The organism is Aeromonas sp. R5-3 (assembly GCF_040908225.1).
Classification (GTDB): domain Bacteria; phylum Pseudomonadota; class Gammaproteobacteria; order Enterobacterales; family Aeromonadaceae; genus Aeromonas; species Aeromonas dhakensis.
In genome coordinates, this window is the sequence record NZ_JBFODH010000017.1 from 173,434 (window position 1) to 189,012 (window position 15,579).

Here is a 15,579-nt window from a genome sequence, read left to right on the forward strand (position 1 = left end):
GATTTAATAATCTGTTGTAAATTGCATTCACTTATAAGCTGGATTTAACAATGGAACAGCTCAAGCGTTACGCCATCTTCGCCGCCGTGGTCGAGGCGGGCAGCATGACCGGCGCCGCCAAGGCCCTCGGCATGACCCCCTCCGCCGTCAGTCAGCATATCAGCCAGCTGGAGAGCCTGCTCGGCCTCACCCTGCTGCACCGCTCCACCCGCCGCCTCAACCTGACCGAGGCGGGAGAGGTGGTGTGGCAGGGGTGTCAGTCCCTGCAGCAGACCCTCAACCAGACCGAGCTGCGCCTCTCGGAGGTACGCGACAGCCTGCTGGGGGAGGTGCGGATCACCGCGCCGGTGGGGATGGCTGGCCAGCCGCTGGCGCGGGCACTGTCGCCGTTGCTGCAGGCCCACCCCGGCCTGTGCATCCAGATCATCGCCGACGACGAGAAGCGGGATCTCATTGCCGAGCGCATCGACGTGGCGCTGCGGGTCGGCACGCTCTCGGACTCCACCCTGGTGGCGCGCAAGCTGGGCCAGACCCGGATGTTGCTGTGCGCCTCGCCCGCCTATCTGGCGCGCAAGGGCACCCCACGCAGCCCGGAGGCGCTGCTGGAACACGACTGGCTGGCCGCTGACATGCTGAGCGGCGGCCTGACCTTCTTCGACGAGAAGGGGCAGGGGCACAGGGTCAAGCCCAAGCCGCGGGTGGTGTGCAACAATGTGCTGCCGCTGCGCCAGTTCACCCTGGTTGGGCAGGGGGTGTCGCTGCAGCCGGAGGGGGAGATAGCCGAAGATCTCGCCTCGGGTCGCCTGCTGGAATTGCTGCCGGGCTTTCGGGTGCCGCCCATGGAGATCCACGCCATCACCCCGCAGCGGGAGATCCCGGAGAAGGTGCGCCGGGTTATCGCCGCCCTGCGCAGCCACTTCGCCGAGCCGGTGGGGGCCGCGGCGACACGTCCGTAGTCCGGGCAAGGAAGAAGGCCGTCCCGGTTGGCCGGAGCAAACCAGGATCAAACAAAGAGGGCAGCCCGCGGGCTGCCCTCTGTCGATGCGCTGTGCCGATGAGACAAGGCCAGGCCTCACTTCATATAGAGGCCGCCGTTGATGGCCAGGGTCTCGCCGGTGATATAGGCACCCGCCTCGCTGGCAAGAAACACCACGGCGGCGGCGATCTCTTCCGGCTTGGCCAGTCGGCGCATGGGGATGTCGGCCTTGATGCTGTCGAGGATGTCGGTGCGGATCGCCTCCACCATGGGGGTGGCGGTGTAGCCGGGGGCGATGGCGTTGACCGTCACCCCGAAGCGGGCCCCTTCCGCCGCCAGCGCCTTGGTGAAGCCCAGCATGCCCGCCTTGGCCGCCGAGTAGTTGACCTGGCCGAACTGACCCTTCTGGCCATTGACCGAGGAGATGTTGATGATGCGGGCATCGCGTTGCTCGCACATGGCGTCGAACAGCGGCTGGGTGACGTTGTAGAGGCTGCACAGGTTGGTATGGATCACCTCGAACCACTGCTCCGGGGTCATCCGCTTGAAGGCCCCGTCCCGGGTGATGCCGGCATTGTTGACCAACACGTCCACCCGCCCTTCATCCTGCAGCAAGCGGCCCAGGGCCTCGCGGCACATGGCGGTGTCGGCCACGTCCAGCGCCAGCAGCCGCACCTGATCCGGCCGAAAACCCTGCTCTGCATACCAGTCGTGCGCCGCCGCCCCGTTGGCGCTGGAGTGGGTGGCGATGATGCGATACCCCTGGGCCAGCAAGGCGGTGGTGATGGCGGATCCGATGCCGCCACGGGCTCCGGTGATCAAGGCAACTTTCTTCATCTAGGCTCTCCCTGCATAAAAGATTCGAACGAGGACTTTATGGGCTTTTTGTGGTAATTGATATATTTGTTTTCAAACAATCTGACAGGGAAACGCGTCACTTTTGTGACAGCCTGCCAAGCTGGCTTGACGGACCAGCACTCGAGCCACCTGGCAAGAGGGCGGACGTGACCATATCGCCAGCCCTTGCCGCCAAGGTGGCGGCCATGTTTAATGGGGCCCTTGCGCGCAGCGCCTTGCCGATAGCCAGATCCGATCTCGTCATGACCAGCTTCTCTTCCGCTCCAGAGGCCGAACCCCGGCCGCACAGCCAGCTGACCCGCATCGAGCGGGTGCTCGACTACATCCATGCCAACCTGGATCAGCCGCTGGCGCTGGCCGAGCTGGCGGAGCAGAGCTGCTGGTCGCGCTGGCAGTTGCAGCGGGTGTTCCTCCATGAGACGGGGCTGACGGTGGCCCACTATGTGCGCGAGCTCAAGCTGAGCCAGGCGGCAGAGGCGCTGCTTTCTGGTCGCCAGCGGGTGCTGGATCTGGCGCTCTGTTACGGTTTTGGTTCCGAGGTGAGCTTCAGCCGCGCCTTCAAGCAGCAGTTCGGTTGCTCGCCGCTGGCCTATCGCAAGCGGGGCCTGCGGCTGGGACTGCGTACCCCCCTGGTGCGGGCGACTTTGCCGCAGCCCATGCCTGCCAGGTTGGTACAGGTACGGATCGAGAGCCAGCCTGGCTTTATCCTGCACGGGGTGAAGGGGCAGATCCGCGGGCTGTTTGCTGCCGCCCCCGACTTTCAGCAGACGGTGCCCGCCATCTGGCGCGCCCTGCGCACGGCGGGCGGTTTGCCACCCGGGCAGGAGCGGGTGGGGGTGGTGGATGTTTCTGGCGCTGGCGAGTCGCTCCCCTACTGGGCGGGCAGCGTGATGGAGGAGGGGGCCAGCCTGCCCGCCGGTCTGGCGCGCCTCCCGGTACCGGCCCAGACCTACGCGGTGCTAGGCCACGTGGGCCCCGTCAGCCAGCTGGGGCAGACCCTCAACTGGTTTATCCTGCACTGGCTGCCGAGCTCCGGCTATCGTGGGGTGGATGGCTTCGAGCTGGAGCGCTACGCCCCCGATTTTGACGGCAACCAGCCGGATGCCCGCATGGAGTATTGGCTGCCCGTCGCCCGCCTCTGACACGGCTATTACCTTGCCCGGCGGATGCCGGGCGCTGCTATCCCTCTTTCCTTTTTGCTGCGCCAGGCCTTGCTATCCATTCGACATCGCCTGTGTTGCTGCTGTCAGTTGAGGTTGCCGGATGGGGCCAGAGTGGTCGCATTTTCTCCCTCTTTCGCGCCAACATGCCCCAAATTGTTAATTCAAGGGCAAAATGACCCAATAAAATGCAAATGAGATTTGTTACTATTCACTCATTGCATTCGAGGATCAGATGTACGCCACTCACCCCCCTTTGACCCTGGTCGCCGCGACCATCTCCGCCCTGTTGGCAGGCCCTGTGCAGGCAGCCGCTGCCGAGCGCCCGACACAGACCCGGGCCGACGAGACCCTGACCGTGCTCGGCGAGACCTATCGCAACACCGCGACCAAGACCCGGCTCGACCCCATCGAGACGCCCCAGGCCATCTCGGTGGTGGAGGGTGACACCCTGGAGCAGCGCGGCGTCAGCTCGGTGAGCGAGGCGCTGCGCTATGTGCCCGGCGTCAACACCGAGCTGCGGGGCGGGGCGGTCAACCGGCTGGATCTGTTCAACATCCGCGGCTTTGACAACTACCAGAACTTCTACGACGGCCTGCTGCTGCAGTACAACGACTGGAATCTGCAGCCCCAGATCGATCCGGTGGCCATCGAGCAGCTGGAAGTGTTCAAGGGGCCCACCTCCGTGCTCTACGGCAGCATGCCCCCCGGCGGCATGGTCAACCTCATCGCCAAGCGCCCCCAGCGGGAAGCTAGGCACAGCGTCAGCGTGGCGAGCGGGACGGGCACCCTCAAGGAGCTGACCCTCGACAGCACCGGCGCCCTCAACGATCAGTTTGCCTATCGGCTGGTGGGGCTGGCCCGCCAGAAAGAGGGTCAGGCGGTGACCTCAGAGGAGGAGCGCTACGTGCTGGCGCCCTCTCTCGACTGGCAGTTGAGTGACCGCACCCTGCTAAACCTCAACCTCTATTACCAGAAAGACCCTGCCGCCGGCATTTACACTACGGTGCCGGCCAGCGGCTCGGTCAAATCCAACCCGCTGGGCCAGCTTGGCAGCGACACCTTCCTTGGCGATGAAAACTGGAACCACTACAGCCGGGAGGTCACCCTGCTCGGCTACAAGCTGAGCCACGACTTCAGCGCCAACTGGCAGCTGCTGCAAAACGCCCGCTACATGGATGCCTCGGCCAACCAGCAGAACACCTACAACGCGGCCTTGGCGGCCGACCACCGTACCCTGGCCCGCAACGCCTACCTGACCGATGAAGAGTCTCGCGGCTTTGTCATCGACAACCAGTTGGCGGGCAAGGTGCAGACCGGCAAGGCCCAGCACAACCTGTTGCTGGGGGTTGATTACCAGTATCTGGATGCGCACATTCTCTACCGGGATACCCTCGACTACTCTGCCCCGGCCATCGACATTTTCAACCCGAATCACCAGCAGATAGTGCCGGCAGTTCTGGCCTTCAACTATCAGGACAACCGCACCATCCGCCAGTATCAGAGTGGCCTCTACCTGCAGGATCAGGTGCGCCTCGATCGGCTGGTGGCCATCGGCGGCGCCCGCTACGACCGCTACCGGATGGACACCGACAGCCGGACCCTCTATCAGGGGGCGGCGAGCAACAGCCTGGCCCAGATTGATCAGGACAACCTCTCGCTGCGCCTCGGCGCCCTCTACGAGCTGGATCACGGCCTCTCGCCCTATGTGAGCTATGCCGAGAGTTTCGAACCGGTGGCGGGGGCGGACAAGCAGGGCCAGGCGTTCAAACCGGCCACCGGCCGGCAGTGGGAGGGGGGGCTCAAGTTCCTCTCTGAGGACATGAGCAAGACCTTTACCACTTCGGTCTTCCACATCACCAAGCAAAATGCTCTGGTGACGGATCCGGACAACGTCTACGGGCCCAAGCTGCAGACCGGCGAGATGGTCTCCAAGGGGGTCGAGCTGGAGGGGCGACTCGATCTCACCAGCCGCTGGGATCTGGCGCTGAGCTATACCCGTCAGGAGATGGAGATCACCCGCGACACCACCAGCCTGCAGGGCAAGACCCCGGTCTGGGTGCCCAAGCAAATGGCTTCGCTGTGGAGCAACTACCTGCCGGCCGGTCCGCTGGAAGGGGCACGCCTGGGGGCTGGCCTGCGCTACGTGGGGGAGGCCCAGCTTGATGCCGCCAACACCGACACAGTGCCGGATTACCTGCTGATGGACATGGCTGCCTCCTACGATCTGGCCCGGCTCAGCCAGCGCCTGCAAGGGGTGGAGGTGTCACTCAGTGCCAGCAACCTGTTCAACAAGACCTACTACTCCTGCTACGACCAGAACAACTGCTGGTTCGGCGCAGAGCGCAGCGTGGAGGCGCGACTCAAATACGCATTCTGACCCTGCGTCCCGGGCCGCGCCCGGGACTCTCTCACCCCATGAGCGGCGCCGGCCGTCGTGCCCGCACTTCGGTGGCGCAGCGCGAGCCGGATCTGCAGGCATTGGCGGATCACAGCGCCCTGTTTGCGGCCGCCGCCGGGCTTATCCCGTCCCTCAAGGGGCGGCTGGTGGCTGCCGGCGAGGCTGAGGCGCTGCTGACGGCGACCAAGCAGGCCACGCCGGCCGAGGTGGCGGCTACGCTGCACGAGCATTGGCGGCTGGCCCATCCGGAGGCGGGCCCCGCCTACTGGCTCACCCGCAGCTGGGGCATGCTCTGCTGGCAATCCATCTATCTGGCGATGGTGGCCGTCTATCGGTTGCGGGCCGTGCCGGCGCTGGAGAGGCTGGGTCAGAGTTATCAGGATGGACTGGTATCGGGCTTTACCCTGCCGGCCGAGCCCATGATCAAGGGAGAGCTGGAGGTGTTGATCAAGGCGGCGGGCGAGCGGCTGCAGGCCCATTGGCAGGTACTGTTCGCAGCGCTCGGGCAGGTGCAGCGGCTGCGGCCCGGTTTCGTGCGGCCGCTCTTGGCGGACGATCTGCTGACGGCGCTGGTGCGGGTACCCGCGTTCTTTGACGAGGTGACCCCCGCCGAGGTGGCGGCCCATGCGCCGCACTGGCTTGCCGCCTGCGGCCTGCCGGCCGAGCATCTGGCGGGCTGGCAGCCGGCGCCCTGGCCGCCAGCGGCTGGCTTGGTCGGTTATGTGCGCCAGCGCTGCTGCCTGCACTACAAGCGCCGCGATGGTGAGCTGTGCGCCAACTGCCCGCGGCGGCAGGGGGCGGCGAGCTGTGAAGAGGGGGCTTGAACAGAGAAGCCCTGCGTGATGACAAGCCGCCCTCTGGCGGCTTTTTACTGCGTCTCGCCGTGTGGATGACTGCGCTTTTACGTTGCCCATCTTGCTGCGAATGAGCTCGAACAGGCTTTGCAGTTTGCAGTTTGCAGGTTCAGATGATCCTGGTCGGCGTAGCGTCCTTGCTCCTGCAAGTTACTGCGCTCTTACGTCGCCCATCTTGCTGCGAATGCGCTCGAACAGGCTCTGCAGGCAGGCTTGATCCCGGTCGGCAGCGCGCACGGCGCCATACATGTGGCGGCGCACCCCCTCGGCGAGCGGGCGCGCTTCGAGCAGCCCCTGGCGGACAAACTCCTCGCAGGCCCAGCGCGGCAGGGCGGCGACGCCAAGGCCGGCGGCGGCCATCTGCAGCATCACTGAGGTGTTGTCCACCGGCTTGCAGCGGGCGGGCTCGATGCCGGCCGGCTGCAGGAAGCGGCTGAACACGTCCATCCGCGCCCGCTCCACCGGGTAGACCAGCAGCACCTCGGGGCGCAGATCCTCAGGCTTGATGGTCTGCTGGCCACAGAGGGGGTGGTCCGGCGCCATCACCAGCACCAGTTCGAAGGCGAACAGCGGCTCGAAGTGGAGATCGCCGCGCACCTGCACGTCCGAGGTGAGCAGCAGGTCGAGCTGGCCGCTAAGCAGGGCGCTGATGGCATCAAAGCCCGGCACCGACTCCACCTCCAGATCCACCCCCGGCCACTGGCGGCGAAAATCGGGCAACAGCGGCAGCAGCCACTGGATGCAGCTGTGGCAATCGAGTGCCAGGTGAAGGCGACCGGCGTCGCCGCTGTGCAGGGCCTGCAGCTGTTTCTCGGTCTGCGCCAGCGCCGGCAGCACCTGGCGGGCCAGCCCCAGCAGCTGGTTGCCGGCCGCAGTCAGCACCAGGGGGCGGCTCTTGCGCAGATAGAGCTCCAGATTGAGGCGGGTCTCCAGCTCTTTTAGCTGGTGGGAGAGGGCGGACTGGGTGAGGTTGAGGGTCAGCGCGGCCCCGGCCAGCGAGCCCTGCTCGGCCAGCGCGCTCACCGTCTTCAGGTGCTTGATGTCGATCCCCGGGTTGCTTGACACCGCCATGGTATCCCTCCTTGTTGTGCCTGGGCGGCGGTTTGTTGCCCGCCTTGAGAATTTCTTGAGAGCCAGTTGAAAAGGATTCAATAGCCAACGCCACCTTATCTTGTCATTTTGGATGTGTAAACATCTGGATGGCTAAATCATCCAGTTCACTATCAGATGAATGAGCATAAGGAATGGAACCTATGACCTGCGCACACACCCTGGGCTTTCCCCGTATCGGCGCCAAGCGCGAGCTGAAATTTGCCCTCGAATCCTACTGGCGCGGCGAAACCAGCCAGGCCGAACTCATCGCCACCGGCAAGAGCCTGCGTGAGCGTCACTGGCAGGCCCAGCAACAGGCCGGCGTGACCCTGCTGCCGGTGGGTGACTTCGCCTGGTACGATCAGGTGCTCGGCACCAGTCTGCTGGTGGATGCCATCCCCGCCCGTCACCGCCATGGCGACACCGACCTCGATACCCTGTTCCGGGTCGCCCGTGGCCGTGCGCCGACCGGTCCGGCCGCCGCCGCCGCCGAGATGACCAAGTGGTTCAACACCAACTATCACTACCTGGTGCCCGAGTTCAGCCGCGACCAGCACTTCAAACTGGGCTGGAACCAGCTGTTTGACGAAGTGGCAGAGGCCAAGGCGCTGGGGCTGCCGATCAAGGCGGTGCTGCTGGGGCCCGTCTCCTACCTCTGGCTTGGCAAGGAGAAAGAGAGCGGCTTCTCCCGCCTCGAGCTGCTCGATCGCCTGCTCATCGTCTATCAGGAGATCCTGGCGAAACTGGCCGCCCAGGGGGTGGAGTGGGTGCAGATCGACGAGCCGGCGCTGGCGCTGGACCTGCCGGACGAGTGGCGCCTCGCCTATCTCAACGCCTATGAGCGTCTGGCCGGACCCTGCAAGCTGCTGCTCACCACCTACTTCGGTTCGGTGGCCCATCAGCGCGACATCATCACCAGCCTGAAGGTGGATGGCCTGCACCTGGATCTGGTGGCGGCCCCCGAGCAGTTGGAGACCCTGGTCCCGCACCTGCCGGCCCAGTGGGTCATCTCGGCCGGGGTCATCAACGGTCGCAACGTCTGGCGTGCCAATCTGGCCAAGCTGGTACCGACCCTGAAAGCACTGAAAGCCAAGCTTGGCGAGCGGCTCTGGGTGGCCTCCTCCTGCTCCTTGCTGCACAGCCCGGTGGACTTGACCCTGGAGCACGAGCTGGATCCCCAGACCCGCAGCTGGTTCGCCTTTGCCCTGCAAAAATGCTACGAGCTGGGGCTGCTGGCCGACCATCTCAATGGCGGGGAGCTGGACAAGATCACCGCTTACAGCCAGCCCATCGTGGATAGGGAATCTGACAGCCGGGTACACAAGAAGGCGGTGCAGTCGCGCCTCGCCAGCCTCACCAACAGCGATTTCGATCGCCACAGCGCCTACCCGGTGCGGGCCGAGGCACAGCGCGCGGATCTCAAGTTGCCGCTGTTGCCGACCACCACCATCGGCTCCTTCCCGCAGACCTCGGAAATTCGGGTGCTGCGCCAGGATTGGCGAGCCGGTCGTATCGACGATGGCGCCTACGAGGCGGGCATTCAGGCCCAGATCAAGGATGCCATCCTGCGCCAGGAGGCCATCGGGCTGGACGTGCTGGTGCACGGTGAAGCGGAGCGCAACGACATGGTGGAATATTTCGGCGAGCTGCTGGATGGCTTTGCCATCACCCGCTTCGGCTGGGTACAGAGCTATGGCTCCCGCTGCGTCAAGCCGCCGGTGATCACCCGCGACATCGACCGGCCGACCCCCATGACCCTTGAGTGGACGAAGTTTGCCCAGAGCCTGACCGACAAGCCGGTCAAGGGCATGCTGACCGGCCCTGTGACCATCCTCTGCTGGTCCTTCCCGCGCGAAGACGTGAGCCGCGAACAGTCTGCCCTGCAAATTGGCCTGGCCATTCGCGACGAGGTGGCTGACCTGGAAGCCGCCGGCATCAAGATCATCCAGATCGACGAGCCGGCGATCCGCGAAGGGCTGCCCCTGCGCAAACAGGATCACCAGGTGTACCTCGACTGGGCGGTGCGCGCCTTCCGTCTGAGCGCGAGCCCGGTAGTGGACAGCACCCAGATCCACACCCACATGTGTTACAGCGACTTCAACCTCATCATAGAGGCGGTGGCGGCGCTCGATGCGGACGTGATCACCATCGAGACCAGCCGTAGCCAGATGCAGCTGCTGGGGGCGTTCGAGCGCTTCAACTACCCCAACGAAATCGGGCCGGGCGTCTATGACATCCACTCGCCGAACGTGCCGAGCCAGGGCTGGATTGAGGATCTGATCCGCAAGGCCGCCAAACAGATCCCGGCAGAGCGGCTCTGGGTCAACCCGGACTGCGGCCTCAAGACCCGCGGCTGGGAAGAGACCGAGGCCGCCCTCAAGGTGATGGTCGATGCCACCAAGGCGCTGCGTGCCGAGCTGGCCTGAAGAACATCTGCAAACAACAAGAGAGTACGGGCATAACGAAGAGGGAAGGCGCAAGCCTTCCCTCTCTCTTTTTATGCCGGATCAGCCGTTGATGTTGGCCGGGGGAGGGACTGTAGCAATGACGGCGAGGGCAGGCCGGGTGGCACGTCGGTCCCGGAATACTGGACGCAGCCCCCATAACCCCCGCCATATCCACTCTGTTTTGCAAGGCTGGCTCCCCGACCAGCAAGCGTGGCCGCTTGACGATATCACCCCGCCTGCGCCGGCGAGGTCTCGCCCATTTTTTCATTCGATGCGCTTGCGCTAGGCTCAGGGCAGGGTGATGACGGTGGGGCTGACATGATGAAAGCGGGTCTCTGGTTCGGGTGTTTATGGGGGCTGCTGTTGGCGGCATCTTCCCAGGCGGTTGCCGTCTCTTCGCTCAACATGGTCTATTTCGATGATTTTGCCCCCTACTCATGGCGTGACGAGGAGGGCAAGATGCGCGGCCTCATGGTGGATGTGATGGACAGGGTCGGGCTCGAGCTTGGGGTTCAGGTGCATCATGAGGGATATCCCTGGTTGCGGGCGCAGAAACTGGTTCGTGCCGGTCAAGCCGACGGCTTCGTCACCGTGCCGACCCGGGAGCGGCGAGCCTATACCCGGGTGGTCGAAGCCCCGGTGGCCTTCTCCCCCTTGACCCTGTTCACGCAAACCGGGCATCCGGCTCTGGCCCCTCTCAACCAGGCCCGCGCCTTGAGCGATCTCAAGGCGTTCACCATTCTCGACTACATCGGCAATGGCTGGGGCAAGGAGAACCTGGTCGGTTTCAAGGTCCATCTCACCAGCAATGTGGACAATGTCTTCAAGTTGCTGGCGGCCGGTCGGGGGGATCTGATGATCACGGATCCTCTGGTGGCGCGCTTCAAGCTGGCTCAGCTGGGATTGGCTGGGACGATCACGGAAGTCCCCCTGCAACTGGAGCTGACGCCGCTCCATCTCTGTATTGCCAACTCATCCCCCTTCGCTACCAGAGTGGACGAGTTGACTCGCATATTGGCGCGATTGCGGCAAAGTGGTGAGCTGGCCAGGATGGAGGCTCGCTATCGCTGAGCCCCATGCTGAGGAGTGGACTGGCAGGGCGGGTTGAATCGCCCTGCCGGTGTGGGCGCTGGCTGGATCAGCCTGCAGCAGGGATTGGCAAGGGCGCACCTGGCAAGCAAGGGGCCGGGGTTGGCGCCGGTAACCTCTCCTGATTGAGCAGGGTGCGTGCCATGACCTCGGCCAGCCAGTGGTGATCGAGGGGGATGGCATTGCGATCGCCGATCACCAGATTGAGGTGCTGGGCACCGAGGCAGCCGTAGCGGGCGGGATCGGTCTGGGTAAAGAGGCCGAGGCAGGGCACGCCGCTGGCGGCGGCCAGGTGCAATGGCCCGGTGTCACCGCTGACGAAGAGGGAGAGGCCGCCGGCAAAGCGGGCCAGCTCGCTCAGGCTGGAGAGGGAGACCTGCACGTCGCCGAGCTGGGGCTGGGGATCGGCGGGATCCTCGAGCTGGATCAGCAGGGCGGCGGGATAGTGGCGGCGCAGATCCCCGAGCAGCCGTTGCCACTGGGGCAGGGAGAGCCCCTTGCCCTTGCGGGCACCGGTGAAAAAGCCGATGAGCGGCCGTTCCGGGTAGTCCTGCCTGAGCGCCAGCAGCCGCGGGCTGGCGCTGTGCAACAAGCTGCCGAGCTCAATCTGATCGGCGAGATGACCGTGCATGCCGAGCAGTTGCAGTGGCTGGTGGGCGTAGTGGCAGTGATCGTTGGGAGTGAGGGGCTGGGGGAACAGGGCATCCCCCTTGGCATCGTCAAAGCCCAGCTTCTCGCGGGCTTTGACCCAGCCGGCGATGAGGTGATCGGTACTGGAGGCAAAGGGCACGTAGACCCGATCGTAGTGCTGACGGCGCAGCCTCCACAGCACCGACAGGGAGGCCAGCAGCCGCTTGCCCTGCAACCTGACCGGGTGAATGCGCTGCAGCTGCAGATCGGCCAGGAAGGGGAGCAGCTGGCCGCCGATGCACACCAGCTCTATCTCGGCATGGGGGTGGGCACTGCGTACCTTTTGCAGGAAGGGTAACAGAAACAGGTTGTTGCCGATGCGGCAGGTGCTGCGAATGACCAGGATCCGCTGGGGAGGTTGGCTGGCTGCCGGCAGTCGGCCTTGACGCGCGAGCCAGGCGAGGGCGGCCCGCTCCAGCCCGGCGGTCCAGCAGCGGCGCTGACCGTCGAAGCGGCGCAGGGCATCTCTGATAGTGCTCATAAGTAGTGGCTCCGTGCATGAATATGGCCTCAAGGTGACACGACATTTCTTAAGCCGAGGTTAAGAAAAGAGAAAAATGAGGGGGGTACGCCATTTTTTGTAAGAATTTGTTGCTGAGTCACAGTTTCAACGTGCTCGGATGGAACAGGGTCGTTTCCGTATGATTCCTGTTTTCCTAGGGCGGGATGGCTGAGCGGAGTAGACCGCACCTCCTGGTGGTATTTGCCCGCGGTATGTCGTTAAAATCGCGCATTTGAAATGAATGTTATCCTCGCAGGAGCCCCATGCAGTTCAGGGATTTCTTTCCGGTATCCACCAATACCAGTCTCAAAGAGAGTTGTTACGGCGCCCTGGGCGCCTTCATCGGGCTGTTGGGCACCGCCCTCTTGTGCCGCTGGGGGCTAGGGCTTGAGGTCCACTGGCTGATCGCCCCCATGGGGGCTTCTGCCGTGCTGCTGTTTGCCGCGCCTGCCAGCCCGCTGGCCCAACCCTGGTCCATCCTGGTGGGCAACGGGGTCTCGGCGCTGATGGGGGTGCTGAGTGCCAGCCTGGTGGCGGATCCGGCGCTGGCTGCGGCTCTTGCCGTGATGCTGGCCATCGCCGCCATGTTGCTCACCCGCAGCCTGCATCCCCCCGGCGGCGCCGTGGCCTTGACCGCGGTCATCGGTGGCGAGGGGATCCGCCAGCTCGGGGTCGGCTATGTGCTGCTGCCGGTGCTGCTCAATTCGCTGTTGTTGCTGCTACTGGCGCTCTGCTACAACCGGCTGCTGGGGCGCCGTTACCCCAACAGCGGTCAGGCCCGGCCCAACCGCCATCAGACCGCCGATCCCCAGCCGAGCGAGCGGGTGGCGACCCAGGCGGCGGACATCGATTTTGCGCTGGAGAAGCACGGCGAGCTGCTCGACATCAGCCGCCAGGATCTGCAGGCGCTGCTGCAGGAGGCCCAGCTACACGCCCTGCGGGCCAGGGTGGGCACGGTGCGGGTGCAGGAGGTGATGTCGCGGGATCTGATCCTGATAGCGGCGCCGCAGCCGGCCATGGCGGCCTGGCAACTGCTCTCCCACCATCAGGTCAAGGCGCTGCCGGTGGTGGACGGGGCCGGCAGGCTGACCGGCATCATCACCCTGCACGACCTGATGATCGACCGGGTACTGCAACAGCCGCGAGGCGCGGCAGAGCTGGCTGAGCTGCGGGTCGCGGACCTGATGACCCGCAAGGTGTCGACCGCCCGCCACGATCAGCCGCTCTACGATCTGGTGGGTGCCTTCTCCGATGGCGGTCTGCACCACATGCCGGTGGTAGATGGCGAGCAGCTGGTGGGGATCCTGACCCAGTCGGACATGGTGGCGGCGCTGTTCAACCTGGCGCTGCATCCGGCGCGCCGGCCAGTCCATAAAAAAGGCCCCCGAGGGTGCGTTTAAAAAATGATGTAAGTATATGAAAAAAATGAATTTGTTTCGCTCGATGTCCACACGTCGACCACATTGAGAAGAACTCAAAACCCCGCATTGTCGGGGTTTTTTCTTATTAGGGGGTTTGGTGATTGCTTTGCATATAGTAGAAAGCCCTGATTGAACCCCTGCAATCTAATGATATAGTGATTGGTAGCTCATGGAACTTTTGGGGTGGTAACTGTGTCATCAATAATAAATATCGAAAGCTTTATTTTCATTATAACAATATTGATATTGATACTTTGTGTATGTGTATACATACATAAACGAGCAGGTTCTTAATTTTCATTAATAAATAAAGTTGTGAGCGTTTTATACTCAGGAAAAAATTTCAACTCAAATGAAATTAACAAGATATGGGAGGAGCGGGAGGATGTTGAGAGATTTAATGCCACTTTCAATACCAGAGCAGAGAACCATCAACAGATTGTAGATTTCTATGAATGGGTTAATAAACTTAAATTGAACTTCAAAATGCTGACGAGTCTTGGCCGCAACCTCGATATGAGAAGACGGAAAATAACAAAAGTTCGTTGGTTTGAGATTGCTGTTACTGGCTCGTTGGCACCTGTTATGGCGTTTTTTTCATTATTCATTCTTGCAATTAGCTTTAACAATGCTGCATTGATACAGATGAAAAATCACAAGGATGTTGGATGGTTCTGGATAAACAGCAATGTTGCATACTCCTTTCAAGCACCCTATGAAGGTGAGACAAAGTGGAAGATATACAAAAAATCTTGTGAGAAAGGTATAAAAAATAAAGATATCCCAGAAGAGTTTAACAAAATGATATGTGAGTCATTTCAAAATGAAGAACGTGTGCTGCAAATTAATGACCTTGTAGATTATTAACAAAACCTTAAGTTTCATGCTTTAGCTATTATGCTGTTTGCATTTTATATGTACGCGTGCACAAATGAGTCATTGAGAGTAAAAAGAGCGAGAAAGATGGTTTATTCAAGACTTATCGAATATATGATGGATAAGAAAATACGCTGATAAAATTAGTTTCTGATTTTTTGTACAGATCTAATTATCACCTGACACCGGCCTCAAGCCGGTGTCTTGTTTACGCTACTTTAGAGCGCGCTTCCTTCGGTATCAATTTCAGACCCTTTTTGAACATGCTGTAGGGGGTCTGACCCTCCATCATCCTGCCCTGATGTGGCCGCTGGGTGTTGTAGTGCTCCAGGTCTGTCTGCATCTGCTCCACCGACTCATACCAGGTTGTTCTCCCCTTGATACGGAAGTGTTCATCCAACAGGGTACGATGCAGCCGTTCGATAAAGCCGTTGCTCTGCGGCCTGCGTACTTTGGTTGTCCGATGTTCAATCCCCTCCAGTTGCAGGAACAGCTCGTAGGGATGATGGTCAGGGCGCCCACAGAACTCACGTCCGTTATCCGACAGGATGGTGTAGACCCGCGCCTCGTGAGCCTCGAAGAACGGCAGCACCGTTTCGTTGAGCACATGGACCGAGGTCACCGGCAGCTTGCTGGTGTAGAGTCGTCCCCAGGCGTGGCGGCTGTAGCAGTCCAGCACGGTTTGCAGATACACCTTGCCAACCCCCTTGAGTGCACCGACGAAGAAGGTATCGACCGCCACCAGTTCCCCGGTGTAGTGGACCTCTATCTGGCGTTCGCGAAACTCGGGACTGAAGCGCTCTAACAGGCGAATTTGCTCGTCATTGAGCTCAATGGTCTGTTCCCTATGGGTTTTCTCGAGGCGCAACAAACGGTCATGTTTGGAGAGCAAGTCATGACGTTGCCACACGCCACGCACACCTCCCGCACTGACGTTGATGCCTTGCAGAGCCAGTTCTTGCGCGACCCGCAGCGGGCCATGGGTTGGTCTGGTGAGGGAGTAATCGAGGATGGCCTGTTCAATCTCGGGCGCAACCCGGTTGGGATGAGCCCCTTTACAACCGGGCAATTTGTCGAGTAACCCCTCGGCGCCATAGGTCTGGTAGTTGCGCCGGATCTCGTAGAACTGCTGGCGGCTGTATCCGATGAGCTTGCAGGCTTTGCTGACGTTATTGAGCTCTTTGGCGAGCTCTAGCAGGCTGAGTTTGCGACG

General features: G+C 62.2%; 12 protein-coding genes. 8 read left to right on the plus strand and 4 right to left on the minus strand.

Annotation, left to right across the window (positions count from 1 at the left end):
* The first annotated feature begins 50 nt into the window (after positions 1 to 50).
* Complete coding sequence (locus AB5Y95_RS08325; RefSeq protein ID WP_368160475.1) at positions 51 to 956, plus strand: LysR family transcriptional regulator; 906 nt, start codon at positions 51 to 53, stop codon at positions 954 to 956.
* 116 nt (positions 957 to 1,072) lie between these two features.
* Here AB5Y95_RS08325 and AB5Y95_RS08330 read toward each other — a convergent pair whose 3' ends face one another.
* On the minus strand, positions 1,073 to 1,813 hold the full coding sequence (locus tag AB5Y95_RS08330; RefSeq protein WP_010634159.1) for an SDR family oxidoreductase: 741 nt from the start codon (positions 1,811 to 1,813) through the stop codon (positions 1,073 to 1,075).
* Positions 1,814 to 2,076: 263 nt separating this feature from the next.
* Here AB5Y95_RS08330 and AB5Y95_RS08335 point away from each other — a divergent pair, with 263 nt between their 5' ends.
* From AB5Y95_RS08335 to AB5Y95_RS08345, 3 genes are all read left to right on the plus strand, one after another.
* Positions 2,077 to 2,976, plus strand: a complete 900-nt coding sequence (locus AB5Y95_RS08335; protein WP_368160500.1) for a helix-turn-helix domain-containing protein — start codon at positions 2,077 to 2,079, stop codon at positions 2,974 to 2,976.
* Between the two features lie 253 nt (positions 2,977 to 3,229).
* Complete coding sequence (locus AB5Y95_RS08340) at positions 3,230 to 5,374, plus strand: TonB-dependent siderophore receptor (RefSeq protein ID WP_368160478.1); 2,145 nt, start codon at positions 3,230 to 3,232, stop codon at positions 5,372 to 5,374.
* A gap of 38 nt (positions 5,375 to 5,412) precedes the next feature.
* Complete coding sequence (locus AB5Y95_RS08345; RefSeq protein WP_368160481.1) at positions 5,413 to 6,219, plus strand: siderophore ferric iron reductase; 807 nt, start codon at positions 5,413 to 5,415, stop codon at positions 6,217 to 6,219.
* Positions 6,220 to 6,399: 180 nt separating this feature from the next.
* Here the strand turns inward: AB5Y95_RS08345 and AB5Y95_RS08350 are convergent, their stop codons facing one another.
* A complete protein-coding gene (locus AB5Y95_RS08350; RefSeq protein WP_368160483.1) occupies positions 6,400 to 7,320 on the minus strand; it encodes a LysR substrate-binding domain-containing protein in 921 nt (306 codons plus the stop codon).
* A gap of 182 nt (positions 7,321 to 7,502) precedes the next feature.
* On the opposite strand from AB5Y95_RS08350, the gene metE reads away from it, so the two are divergent.
* Both metE and AB5Y95_RS08360 read left to right on the plus strand, forming a co-directional pair.
* Complete coding sequence (metE, locus tag AB5Y95_RS08355; RefSeq protein ID WP_368160486.1) at positions 7,503 to 9,767, plus strand: 5-methyltetrahydropteroyltriglutamate--homocysteine S-methyltransferase; 2,265 nt, start codon at positions 7,503 to 7,505, stop codon at positions 9,765 to 9,767.
* A 426-nt stretch (positions 9,768 to 10,193) separates the two neighbouring features.
* Positions 10,194 to 10,859, plus strand: a complete 666-nt coding sequence (locus AB5Y95_RS08360) for a substrate-binding periplasmic protein (RefSeq protein ID WP_368160503.1) — start codon at positions 10,194 to 10,196, stop codon at positions 10,857 to 10,859.
* Between the two features lie 67 nt (positions 10,860 to 10,926).
* Here the strand turns inward: AB5Y95_RS08360 and AB5Y95_RS08365 are convergent, their stop codons facing one another.
* Positions 10,927 to 12,048 (minus strand): glycosyltransferase family 9 protein, encoded by a 1,122-nt coding sequence (locus tag AB5Y95_RS08365; protein ID WP_368160488.1) that lies wholly within the window; start codon positions 12,046 to 12,048, stop codon positions 10,927 to 10,929.
* Between the two features lie 284 nt (positions 12,049 to 12,332).
* Here AB5Y95_RS08365 and AB5Y95_RS08370 point away from each other — a divergent pair, with 284 nt between their 5' ends.
* Positions 12,333 to 13,469 (plus strand): HPP family protein, encoded by a 1,137-nt coding sequence (locus AB5Y95_RS08370; protein WP_368160491.1) that lies wholly within the window; start codon positions 12,333 to 12,335, stop codon positions 13,467 to 13,469.
* A gap of 324 nt (positions 13,470 to 13,793) precedes the next feature.
* On the plus strand, positions 13,794 to 14,357 hold the full coding sequence (locus tag AB5Y95_RS08375) for a DUF6216 family protein (RefSeq protein WP_368160506.1): 564 nt from the start codon (positions 13,794 to 13,796) through the stop codon (positions 14,355 to 14,357).
* 217 nt (positions 14,358 to 14,574) lie between these two features.
* On the opposite strand, the gene AB5Y95_RS08380 is transcribed toward AB5Y95_RS08375, so the two are convergent.
* Positions 14,575 to 15,579 (minus strand): IS481 family transposase (locus AB5Y95_RS08380; RefSeq protein ID WP_368160494.1); only part of this gene is annotated, 1,005 nt, incomplete at its 5' end.

Excerpts from the sequence above, each read along its gene's own strand:
- AB5Y95_RS08335 (WP_368160500.1), top strand. The coding sequence starts at position 2,077 with ATGACCAGCTTCTCTTCCGCTCCAGAGGCCGAACCCCGGCCGCACAGC.
- AB5Y95_RS08330 (WP_010634159.1), bottom strand. The coding sequence starts at position 1,813 with ATGAAGAAAGTTGCCTTGATCACCGGAGCCCGTGGCGGCATCGGATCC.
- AB5Y95_RS08340 (WP_368160478.1), top strand. The coding sequence starts at position 3,230 with ATGTACGCCACTCACCCCCCTTTGACCCTGGTCGCCGCGACCATCTCC.
- metE (WP_368160486.1), top strand. The coding sequence starts at position 7,503 with ATGACCTGCGCACACACCCTGGGCTTTCCCCGTATCGGCGCCAAGCGC.
- AB5Y95_RS08365 (WP_368160488.1), bottom strand. The coding sequence starts at position 12,048 with ATGAGCACTATCAGAGATGCCCTGCGCCGCTTCGACGGTCAGCGCCGC.
- AB5Y95_RS08360 (WP_368160503.1), top strand. The coding sequence starts at position 10,194 with ATGGTCTATTTCGATGATTTTGCCCCCTACTCATGGCGTGACGAGGAG.
- AB5Y95_RS08345 (WP_368160481.1), top strand. The coding sequence starts at position 5,413 with ATGAGCGGCGCCGGCCGTCGTGCCCGCACTTCGGTGGCGCAGCGCGAG.
- AB5Y95_RS08350 (WP_368160483.1), bottom strand. The coding sequence starts at position 7,320 with ATGGCGGTGTCAAGCAACCCGGGGATCGACATCAAGCACCTGAAGACG.
- AB5Y95_RS08325 (WP_368160475.1), top strand. The coding sequence starts at position 51 with ATGGAACAGCTCAAGCGTTACGCCATCTTCGCCGCCGTGGTCGAGGCG.
- AB5Y95_RS08370 (WP_368160491.1), top strand. The coding sequence starts at position 12,333 with ATGCAGTTCAGGGATTTCTTTCCGGTATCCACCAATACCAGTCTCAAA.